The 21113-nt window shown below is 59.3% G+C and carries 15 protein-coding genes; 3 read left to right on the top strand and 12 right to left on the bottom strand.

Annotation, left to right across the window (positions count from 1 at the left end; all coding sequences use genetic code 11):
- The first annotated feature begins 3 nt into the window (after window positions 1–3).
- Complete coding sequence (aroE, locus tag HNR46_RS08900) at window positions 4–858, top strand: shikimate dehydrogenase (RefSeq protein ID WP_184017909.1); 855 nt, start codon at window positions 4–6, stop codon at window positions 856–858.
- Here the strand turns inward: aroE and HNR46_RS08895 are convergent.
- The 7 genes from HNR46_RS08895 to HNR46_RS08865 all read right to left on the bottom strand — a co-directional run bounded on the left by HNR46_RS08895 (window position 801) and on the right by HNR46_RS08865 (window position 12302).
- A complete protein-coding gene (locus HNR46_RS08895) occupies window positions 801–3998 on the bottom strand; it encodes an efflux RND transporter permease subunit (protein WP_184017907.1) in 3198 nt (1065 codons plus the stop codon). The genes aroE and HNR46_RS08895 overlap by 58 nt on opposite strands.
- A gap of 12 nt (window positions 3999–4010) precedes the next feature.
- Window positions 4011–5075, bottom strand: a complete 1065-nt coding sequence (locus tag HNR46_RS08890) for an efflux RND transporter periplasmic adaptor subunit (RefSeq protein ID WP_184017905.1) — start codon at window positions 5073–5075, stop codon at window positions 4011–4013.
- 74 nt (window positions 5076–5149) lie between these two features.
- Window positions 5150–5629 (bottom strand): RNA-binding protein, encoded by a 480-nt coding sequence (locus HNR46_RS08885; RefSeq protein WP_184017903.1) that lies wholly within the window; start codon window positions 5627–5629, stop codon window positions 5150–5152.
- A gap of 201 nt (window positions 5630–5830) precedes the next feature.
- Window positions 5831–6850, bottom strand: coding sequence for an arabinan endo-1,5-alpha-L-arabinosidase (locus tag HNR46_RS08880; RefSeq protein WP_184017901.1), 1020 nt, complete (start codon window positions 6848–6850; stop codon window positions 5831–5833).
- A 36-nt stretch (window positions 6851–6886) separates the two neighbouring features.
- On the bottom strand, window positions 6887–8182 hold the full coding sequence (locus HNR46_RS08875) for a PQQ-dependent sugar dehydrogenase (RefSeq protein WP_184017899.1): 1296 nt from the start codon (window positions 8180–8182) through the stop codon (window positions 6887–6889).
- Between the two features lie 75 nt (window positions 8183–8257).
- The gene (locus tag HNR46_RS08870; protein ID WP_184017897.1) at window positions 8258–11476 is read right to left on the bottom strand and encodes a glycoside hydrolase family 2 TIM barrel-domain containing protein; all 3219 of its coding nucleotides are present in this window, start codon (window positions 11474–11476) and stop codon (window positions 8258–8260) included.
- 136 nt (window positions 11477–11612) lie between these two features.
- Window positions 11613–12302, bottom strand: a complete 690-nt coding sequence (locus HNR46_RS08865; RefSeq protein WP_221285085.1) for a rhomboid family intramembrane serine protease — start codon at window positions 12300–12302, stop codon at window positions 11613–11615.
- 223 nt (window positions 12303–12525) lie between these two features.
- On the opposite strand from HNR46_RS08865, the gene katG reads away from it, so the two are divergent.
- On the top strand, window positions 12526–14775 hold the full coding sequence (gene katG / locus HNR46_RS08860; RefSeq protein ID WP_184017893.1) for a catalase/peroxidase HPI: 2250 nt from the start codon (window positions 12526–12528) through the stop codon (window positions 14773–14775).
- Between the two features lie 51 nt (window positions 14776–14826).
- Here the strand turns inward: katG and HNR46_RS08855 are convergent, their stop codons facing one another.
- Window positions 14827–15735, bottom strand: a complete 909-nt coding sequence (locus HNR46_RS08855; protein ID WP_184017891.1) for a LysR family transcriptional regulator — start codon at window positions 15733–15735, stop codon at window positions 14827–14829.
- Window positions 15736–15805: 70 nt separating this feature from the next.
- On the opposite strand from HNR46_RS08855, the gene HNR46_RS08850 reads away from it, so the two are divergent.
- The gene (locus tag HNR46_RS08850; RefSeq protein ID WP_184017889.1) at window positions 15806–16525 is read left to right on the top strand and encodes a class I SAM-dependent methyltransferase; all 720 of its coding nucleotides are present in this window, start codon (window positions 15806–15808) and stop codon (window positions 16523–16525) included.
- A 4-nt stretch (window positions 16526–16529) separates the two neighbouring features.
- Here the strand turns inward: HNR46_RS08850 and HNR46_RS08845 are convergent, their stop codons facing one another.
- The 4 genes from HNR46_RS08845 to HNR46_RS08830 all read right to left on the bottom strand — a co-directional run bounded on the left by HNR46_RS08845 (window position 16530) and on the right by HNR46_RS08830 (window position 21080).
- Window positions 16530–17150 (bottom strand): hypothetical protein, encoded by a 621-nt coding sequence (locus tag HNR46_RS08845; RefSeq protein WP_184017887.1) that lies wholly within the window; start codon window positions 17148–17150, stop codon window positions 16530–16532.
- A 52-nt stretch (window positions 17151–17202) separates the two neighbouring features.
- Window positions 17203–18048 carry a phosphodiester glycosidase family protein gene (locus tag HNR46_RS08840; protein WP_221285084.1) on the bottom strand — a complete coding sequence of 282 codons (846 nt, stop codon included), beginning with the start codon at window positions 18046–18048 and terminating at the stop codon, window positions 17203–17205.
- Window positions 18049–18104: 56 nt separating this feature from the next.
- Window positions 18105–19595, bottom strand: coding sequence for a BPL-N domain-containing protein (locus tag HNR46_RS08835; RefSeq protein ID WP_184017884.1), 1491 nt, complete (start codon window positions 19593–19595; stop codon window positions 18105–18107).
- A gap of 87 nt (window positions 19596–19682) precedes the next feature.
- A complete protein-coding gene (locus HNR46_RS08830) occupies window positions 19683–21080 on the bottom strand; it encodes an alpha-L-fucosidase (protein ID WP_184017882.1) in 1398 nt (465 codons plus the stop codon).
- Between the last annotated feature and the right edge of the window lie 33 nt (window positions 21081–21113).

Raw genomic sequence — 21113 nt, 5'->3', positions numbered from 1 at the left:
GCCATGCCGCCTTTCACCCTCGCCACCCTCCCCGAAGCCACCGGGGCCCGGCTCGCCGTCATCGGCAAGCCGATCGCCCACTCACTCTCCCCCCGCATGCATCAGCCGGCTCTCGATGAGGCCGGCATCGATGCTCGCTACATCGCGCTCGAAATCGAGCCCGGCCAAGTGGGGGAGGCCTTCGCCCGCATGCGCGAGCTAGGCTTCATCGGCTGCAATGTCACCGTTCCCCATAAGTTCGATGCCCTCGCAGCCTGTGGCGAAATCGATGACACGGCTCGCGATCTCGGAGCCGTCAACACCGTTCGTTTCGACCCTGATGCCACGCGCGGCACCAACACCGACGGCATCGGATTCGAGCATGCCGTTCGGGAAACCCTCGGCCTTTCTTTGCCGGGACTTGCCGTGATGATCGTGGGCGCTGGAGGAGGCGCCGGAGGCGCGATCGCCGCCCATTGTGCCCGCACCGGTGTCTCCCGGCTGATTCTCGCCAACCGCACTCTTTCCAAAATTGAGGCCCTCGCCCAACAACTTCGAGATCGCCATCCCGGACTTCAGATCGAGACCGTGGCCGCCGAGGAAATATCCGCTCCCGCCGCCGACCTCCTGGTCAACACCACTTCGCTCGGCCTGAAGGATGGAGATCCCTCCCCCTTTCCCGTTCAACTCCTCACTCCCCAGCTCGCGGTCTTCGACACCATCTACCAGCCGACCGCTCTGATCCGGGCAGCCCAGGCCGTGGGAGCCCCCCACGCCCAAGGCAATCTCATGCTCCTTCACCAAGGCATCGCTGCTTTCCACTACTGGTTCCCGGATACCAATCCGGAATCCGCCATGCGCTCTGGACTCGGGCGATGAGCCCGCCATCGCGACATCAGCCGATCCGTCATGGGCAACACGGCCGTGAGCAATGCCGGCAAAAAGGTCAACGTCACCACGGAACTGCACGCCAAACCAAAGAGCACAATCGCCCCCACTCCCCGGTATAGCTCCGTTCCCGCACCTGGCAAAAACACCAAAGGAGCCAAACCCATCAAGGTGGTCGAAGTGGTCATCATCACCGGCCTCAAGCGGGCCGCAATCGCATCCTTCACGGCATCCAGCGTACCCATCCCCGCCCGACGATTCTCCATGGTCCGGTCGACGATCAAAATCGGGTTGTTCACCGAGGTGCCCAGAAGAATCAGAAAACCTAACATCGTGATCATGTCAAAAGGCTGAGTGATCAAGGGAATCCCTAACAAGGGTAGCTTCCCACCCACAAAATTCAGCAACCACAGCCCCACAATTCCACCACTGATCCCCAACGGCACCGTCGCCAAAATCAGAAAAGGCGATCCCCAATGACGATAGATGATCACCAATTGGAGATAGCAAAGCACCACCGCGATCCACAGATTGCCCGCCAACGAAGCCTTCGTCGCCTCCAACTGATCACTCGCTCCCGTGAGATCCACCGCCACGCCATGCGGCAATCCGCCTTCCCGCCGCATCGGCGCCACCACTTCCTCTCGGATCTTGCTCACTGCCGTCTCCAGGGGCATCGACCTCGGAGGAATGACGTAGAGCGAAACCGTGCGGCGTCCATCCACTCGACGGATCTCCGCCGTATCGACGGTTTCCCGAATGTCGGCAAGCGCCCCCAATGGGACGACGGCACCCACAGGGGCCCGCACCGGCAGCTCCTCAAGCCGCTCCAATTGCTGACGATTGAGCGCATCGCTAAAGAGGAAAATATCCACCTTGTCGTCGTTCAGGAAAAACTCGTCGACGAACGCTCCATCTGTCAGCGCCGAGACCGCAAACCCAAACCCCGGTGCGTCAAATCCCATCTCCGCCAGCCGTTCCCACTTGGGCCGGATTTCTAGCAACGGTTGCCCAAGCTTCAGCGATGACGGAATCGAATTGATCCGCGCACCATCGATCGCCTCACCTGCCCTACGATACACCTCCAGAGCGGTCCGATAGATCTCCGGAAGCCCTGGCCCACTGATATTCAATGCCACCGCCCGCGTTCCGCCATCATTACTGGAAATGATCGAACCTCTCGAAGAAAACGCTCGCATCCCCGGGTAAGTCCGGAAACGCGCGTCAAGACGATCCATCAGGGCATCAATATGCTTTGGGTTCTTGGTTTCAGAAATGATCCGCAGCGACTGCGACTGCGCATTCACCGAAACTCGCGTCAATGCCGGAAACTCCGTCTCCCCGCGATCAAAGGCCTCCGGCTCCTGCTCCAGAGCAGGCAACAGAGCCGCCTCCAACTCCCGCGCAATCCCGTCCATCTCCTCCAACGAATATCCAGGAGGAGCGATCATCGTCGCAAATACCTTCGCCTCCTCCCCTTCAGGCAAATACTCCGCAGGCGGGGTCAAAAACACCATCGCTGCGACCGTCATTCCCAACGTCACCACCAAACACGAAAGCCGTCGCAACGGCGTCTCGATCAACCCAAAGAGGGGCGCCAACAACCACTGCTTCCGGGGCGGCGGTGGGGCCGACGCACCTCCCCGCCGCCAGGCGAGATTCGCATATGCCACCGGAACCAAAGCGATCGCCACCACCATCGACACCACAATCGATGACGAAATCGCGATGCCGATGTCCGAGAAAAGCTGCCCGGCTTCTTCCCTCACAAACAACAAAGGCAGAAACACCAAAATGGTCGTCATCGTACCCGATAGCACCGCCGACCACACCCGGCTCACCCCATCCCGCGCTGCATCGAAGCGGCTTTTTCCCTTCTGCCGTTCTTGCTCGATGCTCTCCAGCACCACGATCGTATTATCGATCGTCATCCCAATGGCAAAGGCAATCCCCGCCAAGGAAATCACGTTGATCGTCCTGCCAAACATCAGGAGCCCCAGAAAACCCGCCACCGTACAAATCGGCATCCCCAACATCCCAATCAGCGTCGCCGAAACCGAACGCAAAAAGAGGAACATCACCAAAACCGCCAACATCGCCCCAATCAGGATGTTCTTGCGCACGTTGCCCACGGAGTCCTCGACGTAGCGCACATCGTCATTGCTTAAGTACATCCGTAGCCCGGCGGGAGCGAGGATGTCCTCATTGATCTGATCCAACATCGGAAGCACCGCTTCCTTGATCGCGATCACGTTCGAGCCGGTTTGCCGAATCAATCCCAACCGGATATTGGTTTCTCCATCGGTCGACGAGGTTCCCCGTAATTCGGCATGATCGAGATGCACCGTTGCCACATCCGACAACCTGAGGACTGCATCCCCACGCCGCGAAAGAATCAGATCCTCCAACTCCTCCAGAGTGTCGAAACGCCCGACAGTCCGGAGCAAGTAGCGACGTTTTCCACTATCGATATCACCCGCGGAGACGTCGATATTGCGGGTGCGGATGGCGTCACGCAGGTCCCCCAACGTCAATCCCCGCTCGGCCAACTTCGCCGCATCTGCCTGAATTTGGATTTGCCGCTCAGCCCCCCCGCGCACCTCCACTTGCGACACCCCCGGCACCCGTTCCAAAACCGGGCGGACGTTGTCCTCTACAAAATCGAGCATCATGTTGATGTCGACGTGCTTCGGATTCCCCTTTGCTGGCACCACGTTGAACGCCATGAAGGCATTGTAGGAAAACGAATCCGTCCGCAGCACCGGCTCATCCACATTCTCTGGATACGCCGGCACCTGACTCAGCGCATTGTTCACCCTCAGCAAGGCCTCTGTGATGTCCGTGCCGAAGGGAAACTCCAACTCGATCTCCGCCCGACCCGTCGAAGAAAACGAAGTCATCCGCTTCAAGTCGGGAAGCCCCCGTAGATACTCCTCCTGCTCGATCAGGATCTCCTTTTCCACATCCTGTGGAGTGGCCCCCGGCCAGCCGGTTTCGATCGAGATGATCCGCACATCAAGATCGGGGATCATCTGGATCGGAACCCGCAGGGCAGCAATCACCCCCATCAGCAGGATCATCGCCGTGATCACCGAGACGATCGTGCCCCGTCTGAGAATCGCTTCAAACATCAGAACGTGGGATCAAGGGGTTTCCGCTCTCACCTCCACCCGTTGCCCCGGGAGAAGCGACTCGTTGCCACGCACCACCACCCGGGCGCCTTCCGGGACCCCTTCCAAAACCTGCACGTGCTCTGCCAAGGACTCGCCCACCTTGACCGGTCGCGCTTCCACGACCGAGTGCCCCTCCTTTTCCTGCACCGTCCACACGGTCACACCACCATCCGGCGACCTCACCAACGCATCGCGCGGGATCTGCACCACCGGCTCGTCCGATTGAAAATGGAATCTCGCCCGTCCCGACATCCCAGGGGCTTCACCCCCCTCAGCTTCCGACCATTCGATGCGCACCAAGAACGTCCGCGCCACAGGGTCCTTCACCGGCACCACCGCCGCCACCTGTCCCTTCAGCGGACGCCTTCCGTACGCATCCAACTCAATCTCCACCTCCGCACCCGTCCGAACCCGTCCAAAAAACTCCTGGGGAACCTGCACGTCGAAACGAGGATCTTTCAGCGATACCAATTCAAATACGGGCGTTCCGGTTTCCACCCATTCGCCCACATCCGCCAGGCGCTCGCCAATGACTCCCTCATACGGGGCCACCAGTCGATGCCGCTCCACCACCGATGCCTGGTGCTTTGCCTGCGCCTCCAGCTGCGTCACCGCTGCACGACGGGATTCCACCACGCTTTCACGACTGTCCGCATCAGACTTGGGAAAGGCCCCGCGCTCAGCCAACTCGCGGCCGACCCGCAACAACCTCTCCGCTTCATCCCGTTCGATTCTTGCCTGATCCAACTGCCCTTCCACCTGCGCCAACTCGATCTCCGCCAACTCCGGATCCAACTCCATCAACAGATCCCCCGCTTTCACCCGATCGCCCGCATCCACGTGCATCGTTGTGGTCAATCCGGAAGTGCGGGCGGACAGCCGCGATCGATGCCGGGCACTTACCGTGCCCGTGAGCTCCAACTTGGTAACCACAGGCGACCGCTCCGCGGTGACGACCGTCACCGGTCGCGCCTCTTCAGCGTGGGCCACCGCCAGCCATGCCAGCGTGACCCCCATGCTCCGACCCAAAAACATGGCCGGACTATCCAGAGCTTTCTCGCAAGATCAAGGGATGTCGACACCCCCAGACGGGAATCCTTCCGCTCCGCTCAAATCGACTTGTAGCGGACTCTCCTGCCGTCCGAGCGAGTGGGCCGATCATCCACGCGTTCCTCCCTGACTTTCATCGACACCCGACGCTGCCGCGCGGCGGGATGGTCATCCCCGCCTCGATCGGAAGCATCATCCGCACGCAACGCCTGCCCTCCCAACTCCAATCCTTGAATGACCTCTTTCGCATTCGCGGCGGCTTCCATCGAGGCAAAGGTCACAAATGCGAAGCCACGGGGCTTGCCGGTCTGCCGATCCACAGGGCGTTGCACATCAAGGATCGGCTCAAACTCCGCCAACGCGTCACGGAGTTCGCCGAGTGGGGTTTCCGGATTCAGATTTCCTACAAACAATTTCATCATCATATCATCGGTGGTTTTCGCCCGCCCACCGGCAAACCAGACACTGCGCTTCAACTCGACCGACGAACCCAATCCTCCGCCGCGCAAACGACCAATGCCTGCCCCGGGGCAGGCCACGAGGGGCCAGCCTCTCAAGGATCCTCCCTTCTTCCGAGCCCTTTTTCCCCACTCGCCGAGAAATCCCCTCTCCGTAAGTCGCCATTACCTGACGCCCCGACACCATCCCCCCTCGATTTCCGGCTCCTTCCGCATTTCCAGGAGACTCTCGTTGAGTGGCTCTCGGGTTTTGAAACGCCCAGCGACGGTTCCTGATCGAGACTACAAATCTTCCGGCGGCAAAACCTCTGGCCAGCCGTCGTCGCTCCATCGAATCGGCATCAACCCCAGAGTCGCCTTTCCCCCCATCCGATCGTCGGCCTCAAAATGGCAGCTGAACCAGCTCTTCCCCTCCATCTCGACGATCCCTGCATGCCCCGGCCCCGTCAGCGGGCCCACCTTCATCTCCAGCACCAGGCTCCCCCCTCCATCAAGCAGCCCCTTCCCCTCGCGATCCACATACGGCCCTTCGATCTGCGAACTCCTACCCACTTGAATGTGATAGGTACTTTGGTCTCCCCGGCAGCAGTCACCACGATTCACGAAAAGGTAGTAGAGCCCCTCCCTTGAGTAGAGATAGGCCGCCTCAATCGGAACGCCGGCCGCCACGGCCACCATCGGAGCCTGCTCATCTTTTCGCTTCCCGGTCGCCGGATCCAGTTCCACCAACTTCAGGCCGCTCCATTGCGAGCCAAAGACCAGCCACAATCGACCATCGGCATCATGAAAAATTGAGGGATCGATGGTGTTGAAGTCCCCTCCTTCTCTCGATCGCACCACTTCTCCCTCATCGGTCCATTGAAATGCCGCGCTCGCAGGATCCAGCGTCGAATTCGTCGCCAGACCAATTGCAGAGTCCATCTTCCCAAAACTGGACACCGAATAATACAGCAAAAAACGATCTCCCACTTTCATCACATCGGGAGCCCAGTAAACGCCCCGATTCTTCGGCACCGCCTCCGCAATCCATGGAGGAGGCTCACGGAAAACCGGCGGCCCCGGTTCCCATGTCACGCCGTCCTTTGAGCTCATCGAGTGCACTCCCTGCCCCGTATAAAATACCCAAAACCGATCGCCCGATTGCACCACTGTCGACGGATCGCGCGTGACGACTCCACGACTCGCAGCCTGTGCCAGCGGCCCTCCCGGCAATCCCTCGGCGGCCTCGACCCCCACTCCACCCAGCCCACCGACGACTGCCGCCGTCACCATCCATCCCCTGCATCCATCAAATCCCATCATCACCCGACTCGCTACGAATCTGGGCCTCCCAAGCTATCACTCCGCCGCCACCCGCCAGACGATCCCTGCGTCATCATCGCAGACCAAAAGCGAACCATCCGGCAACAAACTCACCCCTACCGGCCGCCCATACACCTGACTCGCCCCTTCATCCGCAATGAATCCCGTCAAGAAATCCTCAGGTTGCCCTGGCCGCCCTTGCCCATCAAAAGGCACAAACACCACCTTGTAGCCCGCCAGTTTCGAACGATTCCAGGAACCGTGCTGCCCGACAAAGGCGCCTCCATGAAACTTCTCTGGAAAACTCGTCCCCGTGTAAAACGCCAATCCGAGACTCGCCGTGTGGCTCCCCAACGGCACGTCAGGCACGATCGCTGAACTCACCTTTTCCTCATGTGGGAGATGGCTCCACCGGGGGTCCTTCAAAGATCCATAGTACGAATACGGCCACCCATACCATCCGCCTTCCTTCACGCTCGTCACGTAATCTGGCACCAAGTCATCCCCCAAATCATCACGCTCATTCACCGCCGTCCACAACTCCCCCGTCACCGGTTGGATGTCCAGACCGACAGGATTGCGCAGCCCGGAAGCATACACCCGCTCACCAGAACCATCCGGACGGACTTCCAAAATCGCTGCCCGGCGCTCCTCATCGTCCATCCCGTTCTCGCCCACATTGCTCCCTGAACCCACCGTGATGTAGATCCTTTTCCCATCCTTCGAGGCCAACAAATTGCGCGTCCAATGGTTGTTGTATCCTCCAGCGGGAAGATCCAACACCTTCTCCCCTTTCCCCTTCAGCTCCGTCGAACCCTCCGAGTAGGGAAAACTTAGAAGCTCCCCCGTGTTGGCGACGTAGAATCGTCCTCCGAGAATCAGCATCCCAAATGGCTGATTCAATCCCTCCACGAACCCCATTCTCTCCTCCGGAACTCCATCACCATCCTGGTCCCGCAACAACGTGATGCGATCAGCACTGCCCCGCGTGTTCGATTCGGCGACGAACACATCCCCATTGGGGCCAACATAAGCCCAGCGCGGATGCTTCAATGCATCCGCGAATCGCGTGACCTTGAATCCCTCCGGAGCCGTCGGCGTCACCCCTTCCGGCCAAGCCACCTGACGCGTCGAATTTCGCGCCGAAGCCGTCTGATAAGGAGGCGGCAACGTCAGATCTCCCACCGCAGTTTTCACCGTCACCGGGGGCTCTTGGGAAAGCTCTTCCTTCGCCGCCCGATCCGGATCCCGCGCCTGCTCGCCGCGCACACAGGAAACCAGCAGGGACAAGCCCAAAGAGACAACGAAAGCAGGAGGGTGGGAGAGATTCATGGCGAAACAGCGACTCCCGCACCCATCCGTCAATCCTTGCTGCGGTCAAGCCACTTGCCCGCAGAAACTCCCGCATTATCTCCCTTCCGCGATCGGCCCAATGACAAAGGCGTAGTCGTAGCTCCGGTCCGCCGGGAACTGGTATTTTGCCAATGGCCAGGCACCCCACGAATTCTCTCCCCCTACTCCCATCTGAACGTGGCTGATCTGCACCGTGACCCGATCGCGCAAGGGAATATCGGTCGGGTGTCCTTTGCCTTCCAGGTCCTCTTGCAAGAATGGATAGGCGGCCATTTCCAGAAGTTGACCGTCATTCGGACGGACCTCCAAGCCCTTGCCATCCGGCCGTGTAAAACGACTCCATCGGATCCCGGTCCGGTTGGCCGTTTCGCCAGGTTCACCATAAGGGAACCAGAGCTTCGTCACCGACCCCGACCATACTCCCACCATCGTCCCGGTATTCCGATCGACGTAGTTCTCCTCTGGACCGCGACCATACCAACTCCATTCCGAATATTCGGGCATCAAAGCACAGCTCATCCCCACCCGCGGCAATACCGGCAACTTCTCCCCTTTCGGCGTAAAATGAAGCTTCACTTCAAGCGCTCCACCACTGGCAACGCGATAGCTCCACACCGCCGTGCTCTCGCCCACAGGAATCTTCAATGTATAGGTCAATTCCACCGCTCCCTCTTCGGCCTTTTGGCTTCGCGAAATCACCGTCGCCCCTGCTCCCGCAGCTCTCCAGACCTCGCAGTCCTTCGGCATCGTACTGCCCCGATCATTGTCCGTCGGCGGGCGCCAGAAATTCAATTCCAAGGGGCCAGCCAGCATCTCCTGCCCTCCAAGCCGATAGGCAACACATTGCCCCGTCGAGTCGTCGAAGACCGCCTCAAAGCCCTCACCAGTGATCGTCGTCCGACCTTGCTTCACCGCCATCTGCGGAGCCACTCCCGACACCTTCTCTGATTTCGCAGGGACGCCTCCATCCAGCGGAATCTGCTCCACAGCCACCACATAGTCTGCCGTGGCCCATGGGCGATCCACTCCCTGGAAAAACTCGAATTGCACGAAATACTCAGCGCCCGGCTTGGCTTCGAATGCCTCCACGGGAACCGTCACCTCCACTTCCGATTGGGGTGCCACCCGAGGCAGCACCGCTTCGCCCGACTGAACGACGCGGCCGTCCTCCAACAGAGACCAACGATAGGGCTGATTCTCCTGAGTGGTGAAGAACAGCTCATTCAGCACCTTGACCTTCGGACTGGAAAGGGAGCGATCGACCGCCGTCACCACCCAATTGCGATACTGATGAAACACCTCCTTGGCATGGGGATTGGGAGTTAGATCCGCCTGAACCACACCATTGAATGCAAAGTTATCACTATTCGGATAGTCTCCGAAGTCGCCACCATACGCGAAACCCTGAAGCTTACCGTCGGCCGTCAAATAGCGCTCGGAATCATAGGCAGCGAGAGCCGGTTTGCCCTCACCAGGAAACGGCATCTCCTTGAAAAAGCCCTGATCTTTCCAATCCCAGATACTCCCGCCCTGAAGAAGCGGCTCGCGGCGAATCGCGTCCCAATAATCCGCCAAACCACCACAGGAGTTCCCCATGGCGTGGCTATATTCGCACTGGATCATCGGTCGGCGCTCACCCAGCGGCTTGGCTTTTTCCTCTTCCAGCCAGGACTCCAGTCGGCCGATCGGATAATACATCGGCGAAAACACATCCACGTAGTCATCCATTCGGCCCTGTTCGTAATGAATCGGGCGGCTTGGGTCGCGCTCACGCAACCACTCCGCACAACGGACAAAATTGATCCCGTTGCCGGCCTCATTGCCCAAGGACCAAAGAATGATCGATGGATGGTTTTTGAACGCTTCCACCATGTTCTTCACCCGGTCGAGATGCTGGGCTTGCCAACTTGGATCCTTGGCCAACGAAGCCTCCTCGTAGCCCATGCCATGCGATTCGATGTTCGCTTCACTGATCACGTAGAACCCATACTCGTCCACCCATTCCAGGAAGCGAGGATCGTTGGGATAATGGGCCGTCCGAATCGTATTGATATTCAGGCGTTTCATCGCCTTCAAATCCGCAAGCATGCTCGCCTCCGTGACATACTGGGCCGTCCGTAGGTCGTGATCATGCCGATTCACCCCCTTGATCAATACCGGCTGGCCATTCACCCACAAATTGCCATCGCGAATCTCCGATCGATGGAAGCCGATCCGCGACGCGTAGTGGGCGACCTCCCTTCCTTCCGCGTCCTTGAGAGTCAAAAGCAGTGTGTAGAGCTTCGGATTCTCCGCTGACCATGGCTCGATCTCCAATTCCGTCGGCAACGACTCAAGGACCTCTTCCCCTCTGGCGGGCGCCGTTCCCGCAAGTTGGAAAGTCGTCAACGTGGCACCATCCCTGTCTGTCAGTTGTCCCTCAATCGCATACCCGGCCGCTTCTCCCCCAGCCTGATGAGTCGTCGTTTTCACCTGAAAGGTGCCCCTCTCAAAATCGTCCGTGAGACCCGACTTCACCTCAAAATCCCTCAGATCGAGATCCGCCGCTGACCAAAGATACACATCCCGAAAAATCCCCGAAAATCGCCAGAAATCCTGATCCTCCAAATAGGTTCCATCGCTGTAACGGTAGACCTCCACCGCGATCAGGTTTTCTCCTTCGTGCAGGTAAGGGGTGATATTGAATTCGGCCGGAGTGCGGCTATCTTGGGAGTAGCCCACCTTTTCCCCATTCACATACAGGTAAAATGCGGAAATCACTCCATTGAACACCACCATCGTCTGCCGGTTCTCCCACGCATCAGGAAGCGTGAAAGTCTTCCGATACGACATCACAGGATTGCGCTCCTTGAAGGTAGTATACTTCGGATCGGGCTCCTCCATCACCTTGGGAGGGTCGATCTTGAAAACATACCCGGCACTCACATAGATGGGAGTGCCGTAGCCGTGCATTTCCACACACGATGGCACCGCCAAAGTGTCCCACCCCGAGGCATCAAAGTCAGGCTTTTCGAATCCCATGGGACGCTGGGACGGCTCCGGCACCCAAGAGAATTGCCAATCCCCATTCAGCATCTGGCACCACGGACTCTCCATCCTCGACATCGTGCGCGCACTTCGCGCATCCGGGAAAGGCATCTTCACCGCGTGCGGAGCTTCCTTATGAACGCGAAACACCTCTTTGTTTTCCCAATCGGGAGGCGTCTGGGCAGATACGCTGGAAGCAGCGGCGGCAAGCATGGTGAGGGCAGTCAGGATTTTCCGAGCAAACATGACGACGGGTAGGAAGTACTCCTTTGAGACATCGCAACCGGAAGCCGGACCGGAATCAAATGGATTGATCCCCTCGTGCCGTTTCTGTGCCCGGCACCCGACATGCCGCACAAATTTTCCTCAACCTCCACTCGATCTACCCGATCCGCTTCCCTGCGAGGGCAGGCTTCGGGACCACCAAGGCCGTCAACACCAACCCCATCGTGAAACCTCCAATGTGCGCACCAAAGGCAATGCCCTCCTCCGAGCCAGAAAACTGCGAGTAGTAGTCCATCACCACAAATCCCCCCGCCAGGAGAGCCAGATAGTGCGGAGGTACCGGCTCCGCCATCGGCCAAATGTGAGGATTGGGCAGATGCCACCGCAACGCCATCCCCAGGTAAGCACCCATGAACCCCGAGACCGCCCCGGAAGCGCCCAGAGTCGGAATCAAATCGGACCGATTCAATCCAAGATGCACCAACCCAGCCGCTACTGCCGTCATGAAAAAAATCCCCAGCATCCAACGCCATCCCAACAGCTCCGAAACCAACGCGCCAAACCCCCAGAAATACAAAAGATTCCCCGTCAGGTGGAATCCGTCCCCATGGAGAAAGGCATAACTCAGCAAAGTGAAAAACTGCCACGCATCGGCCACATCTCCTTGGCCAGCACGCACATGGTGAAAACTGTCGATCACTTTTGCCGGCACCAAAACCCCTGCCATTTCGTAGCGCGCCGGACCGAAAATCTGCACCAAAAAAGAGCCCACCATCAGGGCCATCAACCCCACCAGCACGCCCTGCTCGCGCATCAAACCTTTGAATCCGTGCACCGCCATTCTCATCGCTCCCATCCTCCCTGCGATTCCTCTGGCATGACAATCCGATAGTGACCCGACTGCCGCGAATCCAAGGGTGCCCATTCCGTCAGCACCAAACAATGCCTTCACCCAGCCCCCAGAATTTGCTTGGCTAACGAGCAATCTCATCGGGATTCCCGGGCGACTTCTTCGTGCCGGCCATCCAGTTGCATTCACCACTTCTTCGTCAACTCCACCCTCTCTCACCATGTCGACCGAATCCTCCTGCCCATTTGCACCCGGCACCAGCACTGCGGGCCACGGAACCTCCAATCAGGATTGGTGGCCCAACCGGCTGAAAGTCGAACTCCTCAGTCAGCACTCCACCAAGTCGGACCCCATGGAACCGACCTTTCACTACGCCGACGCCTTCCTGTCCCTCGATCTCGCCGCCGTCAAAGCCGACCTCCATGCCTTGATGACCGATTCCCAAGACTGGTGGCCCGCCGACTTCGGACACTATGGACCCCTCTTCATCCGCATGGCATGGCACAGCGCCGGGACCTATCGCATCCAGGACGGCCGCGGCGGCGGCGGGCGCGGCCAACAACGCTTCGCTCCCCTCAATAGTTGGCCCGACAACGTCAGCCTCGACAAAGCACGCCGTCTCCTCTGGCCCATCAAACAAAAATACGGTCGCAAGATCTCCTGGGCCGACCTCATGATCCTCGCTGGAAACGTCGCCCTGGAGTCCATGGGCTTCCCTACCTTCGGCTTCGCAGGTGGCAGGGAAGACACTTGGGAGCCCGACCAGGACGTCTACTGGGGCAGCGAAACCAGTTGGTTGGGCACCGACCTCCGCTACGGAAAAAGCCAACCCGGCTCGGAAGAAGGGGCCCTCGTCGCCGACCCCGATGCTCACGGCAGCGAACACGAACGCCGCCTGGAAAATCCCCTCGGGGCCACCACCATGGGACTGATCTACGTCAATCCAGAAGGCCCAGAAGGCCATCCGGATCCGATCGCCGCCGCCCACGACATCCGCGACACCTTCGGCCGCATGGCCATGAACGACGAAGAAACCGTCGCACTGATTGCCGGCGGGCATACCTTTGGCAAAACCCACGGCGCCGGCCCAGCCGACCACGTCGGTCGCGAACCTGAAGCCGCCGGCCTCGAAGACCAAGGGTTCGGTTGGTCCAGCACCTACGGATCCGGCAAAGGAGCCGATACCATCACCAGCGGCCTCGAAGTCACCTGGACTCAGACCCCCACCCGGTGGAGCCATGGCTTCTTCAAAAACCTTTTCGACTACGAATGGGAACTCACCAAGAGCCCAGCCGGAGCCCACCAATGGGTCGCCAAAGACGCCGAAGCCAGCGTGCCCGATGCCTTCGATCCCACCAAGAAGCACCGTCCCACGATGCTCACCACCGACCTTTCCCTACGCTTCGACCCCGAGTACGAAAAAATCTCCCGCCGATTCTACGAACACCCCGAAGCTTTCGCCGACGCCTTTGCCCGTGCCTGGTTCAAGTTGACCCACCGAGATATGGGGCCGAAGTCCCGCTACCTCGGCCCAGAAGTCCCCGCCGAAGACCTCATTTGGCAGGACCCAATCCCAACCGTCGACCACCCTCTCGTCGATGCCGACGACCTCCCCGCCCTCAAGTCCAAAATCCTTTCCTCTGGACTGAGCATTGCCCAACTCGTCTCCACCGCCTGGGCTTCCGCCTCCACTTTCCGCGGCTCGGACAAACGCGGCGGCGCCAATGGAGCTCGCATCCGCTTGGCTCCCCAAAAAGACTGGGAAGTCAATCAACCCGCCCAACTCGCACAAACCCTCGAAGTCCTCGAAGCCATTCAGGCCGAATTCAACCAATCCGCATCCGGTGAGAAAAAGATCTCCCTCGCGGATCTCATCGTCCTCGCAGGTGGCGCCGCCATCGAGAAAGCCGCCCAAGACGCCGGTCACACCGTAACAGTGCCCTTTCATCCCGGGCGTACCGATGCCTGCGCAGAACAAACCGACATCGAATCATTCGCAGTGCTGGAACCCGTCGCAGATGGCTTCCGCAACTATCTTCAAAGTTCGATCCCCGTCCCCGCTGAAGCCTTGCTCATCGACAAAGCCCAGCTCCTCACCCTCACCGCGCCGGAAATGACTGTCCTGGTCGGCGGGCTTCGAGTCCTCGGAGCGAACTCCGGGGGAACCCCGCATGGCGTGCTCACTGATCGGCCAGGGCTCCTCACCCACGACTACTTCGTTCACCTCCTCGACATGGGAACCGAATGGAAATCCGTATCTCCCTGCGGCAATGCCTTCGCAGGGCTCGACCGCAGCACCGGCGCCCCGCGATGGAGTGCCACCCGCGCCGACCTCGTCTTCGGTTCCAACTCCATCCTCCGCTCATTGGCGGAAGTCTACGCTTGCTCCGATAGCCAATCGAAATTCGTCGACGACTTCATCGCCGCCTGGACCAAAGTGATGGAACTCGATCGCTTTGACCTCGCTTAGGCCACCTCATGCAAAGCCTTCCGGATGGCCCTCCGGAAGGCTCGCCATCCTCTAAGGAGGCTCCATCGAAAATCCTCGCAGCAGCTTCACCCACTCCCGCAGCGCCGGGTTCTTTGCCGTGCGCCGATAGACAAAGCCGTGCGCCAACACCGGCCGGGGCTTTCCCACCAGAGGGAGAAACACCACAGCCGCATCGAGCATCCGTGTGAGCCCGGATGGCACGAGGCTGATCCCCTGATTCGCCGCCACCCAGGTCAGCACCGCAGCGACCCGTTTCGACTCGTGGACGATCTGCGGCCCGAAACCTGCCTGGCGACACCACTCGTCGAATTGCCGACGAAATGCAGGGGCGCCCTCACGCGCCACCATCACCCAACGCTCCTCCCGCAGCTGCGCCAGCTTCAGCGATGGCTCATCCTCCCAGCGATGCCCCTTCGGCAAAACCACCACCAATGGCTCACGCTTCCAGGTGAACGACACCCATTCCTGAGACAACTTCGCCGGCCTCTCCCCAATCAGAGCCCCATCGATCCGTCCCTCCTGCAACGCCAACTCTTGGTCCGCCGGCGAAAGATCCTCCAGCTGCACCTGACAGTTCGGCCGCCCCTCCCGGAACTTAGCCAGCACCCCCGCCAAATCTTCATCCAAAAGCGCACCGACAAATCCCAAACGCAGACGCGTGGTCTCCCCCGCCGCAAATCGTTTCACCTCGTCCACCATCCGATCCAATCCACCCAACCACGGCCGGACTTCTTGCAACAACTTCTCTCCCGCGGGAGTCAGCGTCACCTTCCGCGTATCCCGCTCAAACAATCGGCAACCCAGTCGCTCCTCCAATGATCGCACCTGCCTCGACAACGGAGGCTGACTCAAATGCATCCTCACCGCGGCGCGACTGAAGCTCAACTCTTCCGCCACTGCCACGAAACATTCCAACTCGCGAACGCTCGGTCGATTCATACGTTTTTTGCATCAATTCGATGCTCAATTAGCAATTCTGGTATTAGCCAAATCACGGCATCCTCTCTGCATGACACCCCTTTCACGCAAATCCTCCCTCGACGAAATCCGGGCCCGATTCGATGCCGATGTCGACCGCTTCAGCCAACTAGAAACCGGACAACAAGCCACTCTCGATGCCCCCCTCGTCCTCGACCGCGTGGCCCATACCGCCTCCACCCACCTCCGCTCAGGAGACCGCCTCCTCGACCTCGGTTGTGGTGCCGGCAATTTCACCCTGCGCGTGATGCAGGAATGCGGAACCATGGACTGCACCCTCGTCGACCTCAGCACACCGATGTTGGAGCGGGCACGAAAACGCGTCGCCGATGCTGGCGCCACAGCCATCCACACGCTCGCCTCCGATCTCCGCGACCTCGAACTTCCCGAGAACTCCTTTGATGCCATCCTCGCCGGAGCCGTCCTGCACCACTTGCGGGAGGATGACGATTGGTCTCACGTGTTTCGCCAACTTCATCGCTGGCTCCGCCCGGGAGGAAGGCTCTACGTTGCCGACCTCGTCGAGTTCGATGATCCGAGGGTGCAAGCAAAGATGTGGCAAAACTACGGGGATTACCTCACAACGCTCGGCGGAGAAGACTATCGCGACCGGGTCTTTGCCTACATCGATCAAGAAGACTCCCCACGCTCCCTTCCCTATCAAATTCGGTTGCTTGAGCAATGCGGCTTCTCCCACTGGGATATTCTTCACCGAAACAGCGTCTTCGCCTGCTACCTAGGAGAAAAGTGAGGGATCACTCCCACAACGGGTCGTCCCAATCCTCCCATTCCCGGCCGAAACTCTCTACCACCTCCTTCGGCAAAAAGACGACCTGACTCGCATCCTTCACCGCGGGATCGAGCTCGAAGTGAACCGTCTTTCGGGTGTCACCCGAACGCGTTCTCACACTCAAATCCACCCACATCTCCAACTTCCCGTCCTCCTCGGGCTGTACCTTAAGCAGCCCGGGGATCGGGTACCGAGCGCGCACCTTTCCCCCATGGTCCTTCCATGGCCGGAATTCCGCCTTCCGTCCCAATTCCGCAGAGGGATACCACTCGTCACGTCCAGACTTCGTCGTGCGCGTGCGAACCCGATGCACCACCAGCCCTTCATGCACCCCTGCGGTTCCCACAGCCACCACCCTCCATGAAAAGGGGCCTTCGAGCGTTGCCATTCCTCCACCCACCACCATCGCGGAAACCATCACCGAGCCGGATCGACTCCCCTCCGGCCGAAATGCCATCGTCAGCTCCGCACCCGCCACCGTCGCCTGCCCACCTGAAACGTAAGTGTGCTTCGTCCCGCGCAGTGCAAAACACGAACTCACCAACCCACCCAAGGCCCCTACCAAGACTCCCTTCAGGATCTCCATAGCACTCACGCTAAGGAATTCCCGAAGACCTTCCAGCAGAAAATCCTCTTGATCATCGCTCGGTCAATCGAGCCGCTCGAACCCCCAAATGGTTCCCCACACTCCGCTGTCGCCTCCCGGATGGCCGATTCAGCACCCGGGCTTTTCCGGCCTCATCCGCAATCACCAAAGTCGTCGATCCCCCACCATCGAGATTCATCGCATCCCAGATCCCGGCCTCTTTCATCCACTCCGCCAACTCCACTAGAGACATGCCCTCGCTATAGCCAGGTTGCCGACCGTCCACCACCACACCATGCACCCATCGACCATCCTTCGAGACCCCCACGGCCGTCCGCGGATGGATGTCGCGCCCCTCACTCACCACCTTGGCATCATCCACCAACACCGCATTCCTCCCATAGTGGCCCTGCAATGCCACCACGACTTGCGGGTCCTTCGCAACTTCAACAATGGCCTCCTCGTCCGTCGCCACATGCGCTCGCCCGTCTCGCCCTACCCAGAAAACGGGATTCCCGCTCGCCAGATCTACGGGACTCACCGTTTCACCATCTGCGATGGAAAGCCCCAGGATATCGAGAGGCTTGCCGGGAGTGGTTACCGGATCGAAGGCCGAACCATTGATTGCCACCTCCAGGCCAAACTCCTCCAAAAAGGCTCCCGTCACCCTTCCATCGACCTCACCCGGCTTGTCTCCATTCGAGGGAGTCACAAAAAACCGAACTCCAGAGGCTTGAGTATCGACCCGCACCTCATGGATTTTCACCTTGCGAGGTTTCTCCAGCGTCACCTCACGGTGCTCCACACCCACAAACAATGGCTCCCATGCTTGCTCCTCGCCGGCCACAACTCCGCAGACCCATCCAGCGACTAGGCAGTTCCTCAAAATTTGCATCATGGCAGTCGATCTTTACCCACCTTCCTTCCGAAACCCTCTCAGAATTTCCAACTTTCTCACCCATCTTGTCGACCCGCCCAACTCAATGATCGAGCCATCATTGGACGCCATTCCGGCGTCGATTCAGGATGAGGGCTGATGCACACCACGCGCCCCCTTCCACATTCCGTTGCTAAAATCGCTGGCGTTCCTTCCATGGTTCCTTCCTGCACCGCATAATGGGAGACCTCACTTCGGAATCGCGCCAACACCCGAAACTCCGGCAAATCGCTCTCGCCCGCGGGCGACATGATCGGCCCATTGTGATAGCGGACTCCCAATTCGCCCGAAATGTTCCCCATCATTTTCCTGCCTTCCTCCGTCAGTTCCATTTCCACGGTCGAGGACGGACCTCGGTACCACATGCTCTTCTCCCCCTGACCGGGCACTTCTCTCATCTCGCAGAAGGTGCGATGATTGCTGATCCCCAGCGACCATGAATAATTCGTCGCCGCCAAATAGGCACCCGCGCAAATTCCGGCATACCCTCCTCCCTCCCGCACAAACGTCCTGACTTTCTCACGACCTCCTTCCCCCAATGCCTCGGCTTGGCGGCTGGCACTCCCACCTGGGAACACCACCAAATCGAAACCTGCCAAGGCGCCATCGCGCACATCGTCACCGCCGACCCTCCACACCTCGGCACCCTGCACCTTGCTTAAGGTCGCTTCGACCTGCTGCGGCCCCGATCCACTCGCGCCCGCATCATCAAACAACGCAACAGCAAACGCTCCCTCCCGGGGACGCGGATAATCTGGCGCATCCGTTGCCAACATCCCCAACTCCTCCAGCAACACTTTCAGCATCGTCCGATGCTGCCGCACCCGAAGCGAGAGCGCCTGATCCCGCGTCGTGGTTTCCAAGATCATTGCGTGGCATCCCAAGTGCGCCGCAGCAGCCCTCGCAAGACTCCCATTCACGGGCGGATGCAGGTGCTGAAACTTCCGCTGGGGATCGACAATCTCCGCATTCACCGCCTCCAACATCAACGGCACCATCGCCTCCACCTCACTCCCTCCCGCCTCAATAATACTCGACCCGACCGACGCCGGTTGCCGTCCATGAAAGTCGTAGCCTTCGTGGAGATCGATCACCCAATCCGGTCGCTGCGCTTGCAGCCACTCCCAGATCGATTCCGCGATCGTCCCCTCTGCCATTCCTTGCTCGCCAGCCTTCGGAAAACTCCGATTCAGATCACGATTTTCCCCAGGAATCTTCCTCTTTCCGGCCGCGAGCGCCGTCACATTCGCGCGCGGCAGCACCAATAATCGTCCCTTTTGGATCTTCCAGTGGCGGACCTGTTCGGCAGCGCGCGCTCCCGCCGGCTCATCCCCGTGCACTCCGCCGCTGATCACCACCAACGGTCCCGGCTCCTTACCTTCCACCACAAACCACGGCGTCGCAGCGGACGTTCCCCGACTCAAAATGCCTGCCGCTGTGCCTTCTTCCGCACCGCAACTCCCTCCCGTCACCGCGAGGATCCCTACCAACATCAACCATCTCCACATCCCCCGATAAACGTCCCCCAGTCACGGGGGACGCTACCTGAATTCTGTGTCAGTTTCCCCACAGTTCCCCCCCGCTGAGAAGTCGGCTCAGCGAGTCTCGTGGTAGACCCCGAATTCAGCAATCACCGGAGGCGCGTGAAACTTCTCGATCTCAATTCGCACCTTCTCGGCTTCGACCTCCTCAAAGCGATGCACCGTCAGCCTCCCCTGCTTCTCACCGCGGCCTGCTGCCAACGTTTTCCAATGACTTCCGTCCCAGAACTCAAGCTTGTAGGACTCGACCCGCGGCTCGGCTTCAAACAAAGTGATCATGTTGAACCGGGTTCCCTTCCCTAGCTCCACCTCCCACCATGGCTTCTCCACGGAAGGGTGCGAGATCCACGATGTCCCGAAATCATCGTCGTTCGCAAAATCCATGATCCACATGTCATCGCTCCAACTCGACTCTGCCGGTCGCCCCTTGGCCAAGTTCGACGCCACAATCGGCGCGATCCCGTCCGGAACCCGGATTCGCTTTTTCGAGGGCTCCCACATCTCGCCCATCTCCTTCAACGCCACCAACGCATTGTCATCAAGCTTGCCATCGGCATTCGGCGAAACGTTGAGCATAAAATTGCAGTAGGCCTCATTGAAGGGACGCAAATTCTTTTCCACCAACTCCTGGGGATCTTTGACCGGCTCCTCGGGAAAGCGCGGCTCCCAAAACCATGCCCCATTCAACGGCAAGCAAGACATCGCCGGCAGCCGGTTGGTCTCCTTAGAGATGTGCTGCCCAGCGTTTTGTTCGTACGGCTTGATATCCCCGTAAAAGAGAGCATCCGCGGGATACTTCGCGGCATTCAAGTCCATCACCAAGCAATTCGGCTGCAGGGACTTGATGTGCAGATAAATGCGCTCGAACGGAATCTCCTCATAAGAAATCCGAGACCACGGCGCGTCCCAGCCATCAATCACCAACGCATCGATCTCCCCATAATGCGTCAGCAACTCGGTGAGCTGCTGCAGAATCATCTCCGTATTCTCCGGCTTGATGTGACCCGGGCGAATCCGGTGATGCGTGTCGAGCATCGAATAATAGAGCATCGTCTTCAACCCCCTCTTGCGGAAGGCCTCCACATACTCCTTCACCACATCCCGTTTCACTGGGCTATGCATCGAACTGTAATCCGTCGTCCTCGTGTCCCAAATACAGAATCCGCTATGATGTTTGGTGGTCAGGCAACCATAACTCATGTGTGCGGAAACCGCCGCCTCTGCCCACTGGTCACAGTCAAGATGCCGGGGCGTGAAGGCCTCCGGAGAAGCATCCGGATCCGGCCAATCCCCCGGGAAAAACGTCGGCATGTTGAAGTGAATGAACATACCAAATCGCAAGTTCACAAAATCCTCCTGCAACGCGTGCAGGCTGCGGGTGGGTTCGGCGGCTTTCACGGGAGTCCAAATCGCGCCGCCAAGCAGCGCCAGCAAAAGGGTGAAACGAGTCATGATTCCGCCGCCTAGCCTGCCAGCGGTTTGACA

The sequence above is a fragment of the Haloferula luteola genome, from assembly GCF_014201715.1.
Classification (GTDB): Bacteria; Verrucomicrobiota; Verrucomicrobiia; order Verrucomicrobiales; family Akkermansiaceae; genus Haloferula; species Haloferula luteola.
This window is presented reverse-complemented; position numbering and strand designations above follow the sequence as displayed.

Coding starts and splice junctions, on each gene's coding strand:
- HNR46_RS08835 (WP_184017884.1), bottom strand. CDS start 19,595: ATGTGGAGATGGTTGATGTTGGTAGGGATCCTCGCGGTGACGGGAGGG.
- HNR46_RS08850 (WP_184017889.1), top strand. CDS start 15,806: ATGACACCCCTTTCACGCAAATCCTCCCTCGACGAAATCCGGGCCCGA.
- HNR46_RS08865 (WP_221285085.1), bottom strand. CDS start 12,302: ATGAGAATGGCGGTGCACGGATTCAAAGGTTTGATGCGCGAGCAGGGC.
- HNR46_RS08890 (WP_184017905.1), bottom strand. CDS start 5,075: ATGTTTTTGGGTCGGAGCATGGGGGTCACGCTGGCATGGCTGGCGGTG.
- aroE (WP_184017909.1), top strand. CDS start 4: ATGCCGCCTTTCACCCTCGCCACCCTCCCCGAAGCCACCGGGGCCCGG.
- katG (WP_184017893.1), top strand. CDS start 12,526: ATGTCGACCGAATCCTCCTGCCCATTTGCACCCGGCACCAGCACTGCG.
- HNR46_RS08840 (WP_221285084.1), bottom strand. CDS start 18,048: ATGATGCAAATTTTGAGGAACTGCCTAGTCGCTGGATGGGTCTGCGGA.
- HNR46_RS08870 (WP_184017897.1), bottom strand. CDS start 11,476: ATGTTTGCTCGGAAAATCCTGACTGCCCTCACCATGCTTGCCGCCGCT.
- HNR46_RS08875 (WP_184017899.1), bottom strand. CDS start 8,182: ATGAATCTCTCCCACCCTCCTGCTTTCGTTGTCTCTTTGGGCTTGTCC.
- HNR46_RS08895 (WP_184017907.1), bottom strand. CDS start 3,998: ATGTTTGAAGCGATTCTCAGACGGGGCACGATCGTCTCGGTGATCACG.
- HNR46_RS08855 (WP_184017891.1), bottom strand. CDS start 15,735: ATGAATCGACCGAGCGTTCGCGAGTTGGAATGTTTCGTGGCAGTGGCG.
- HNR46_RS08830 (WP_184017882.1), bottom strand. CDS start 21,080: ATGACTCGTTTCACCCTTTTGCTGGCGCTGCTTGGCGGCGCGATTTGG.
- HNR46_RS08880 (WP_184017901.1), bottom strand. CDS start 6,850: ATGATGGGATTTGATGGATGCAGGGGATGGATGGTGACGGCGGCAGTC.
- HNR46_RS08845 (WP_184017887.1), bottom strand. CDS start 17,150: ATGGAGATCCTGAAGGGAGTCTTGGTAGGGGCCTTGGGTGGGTTGGTG.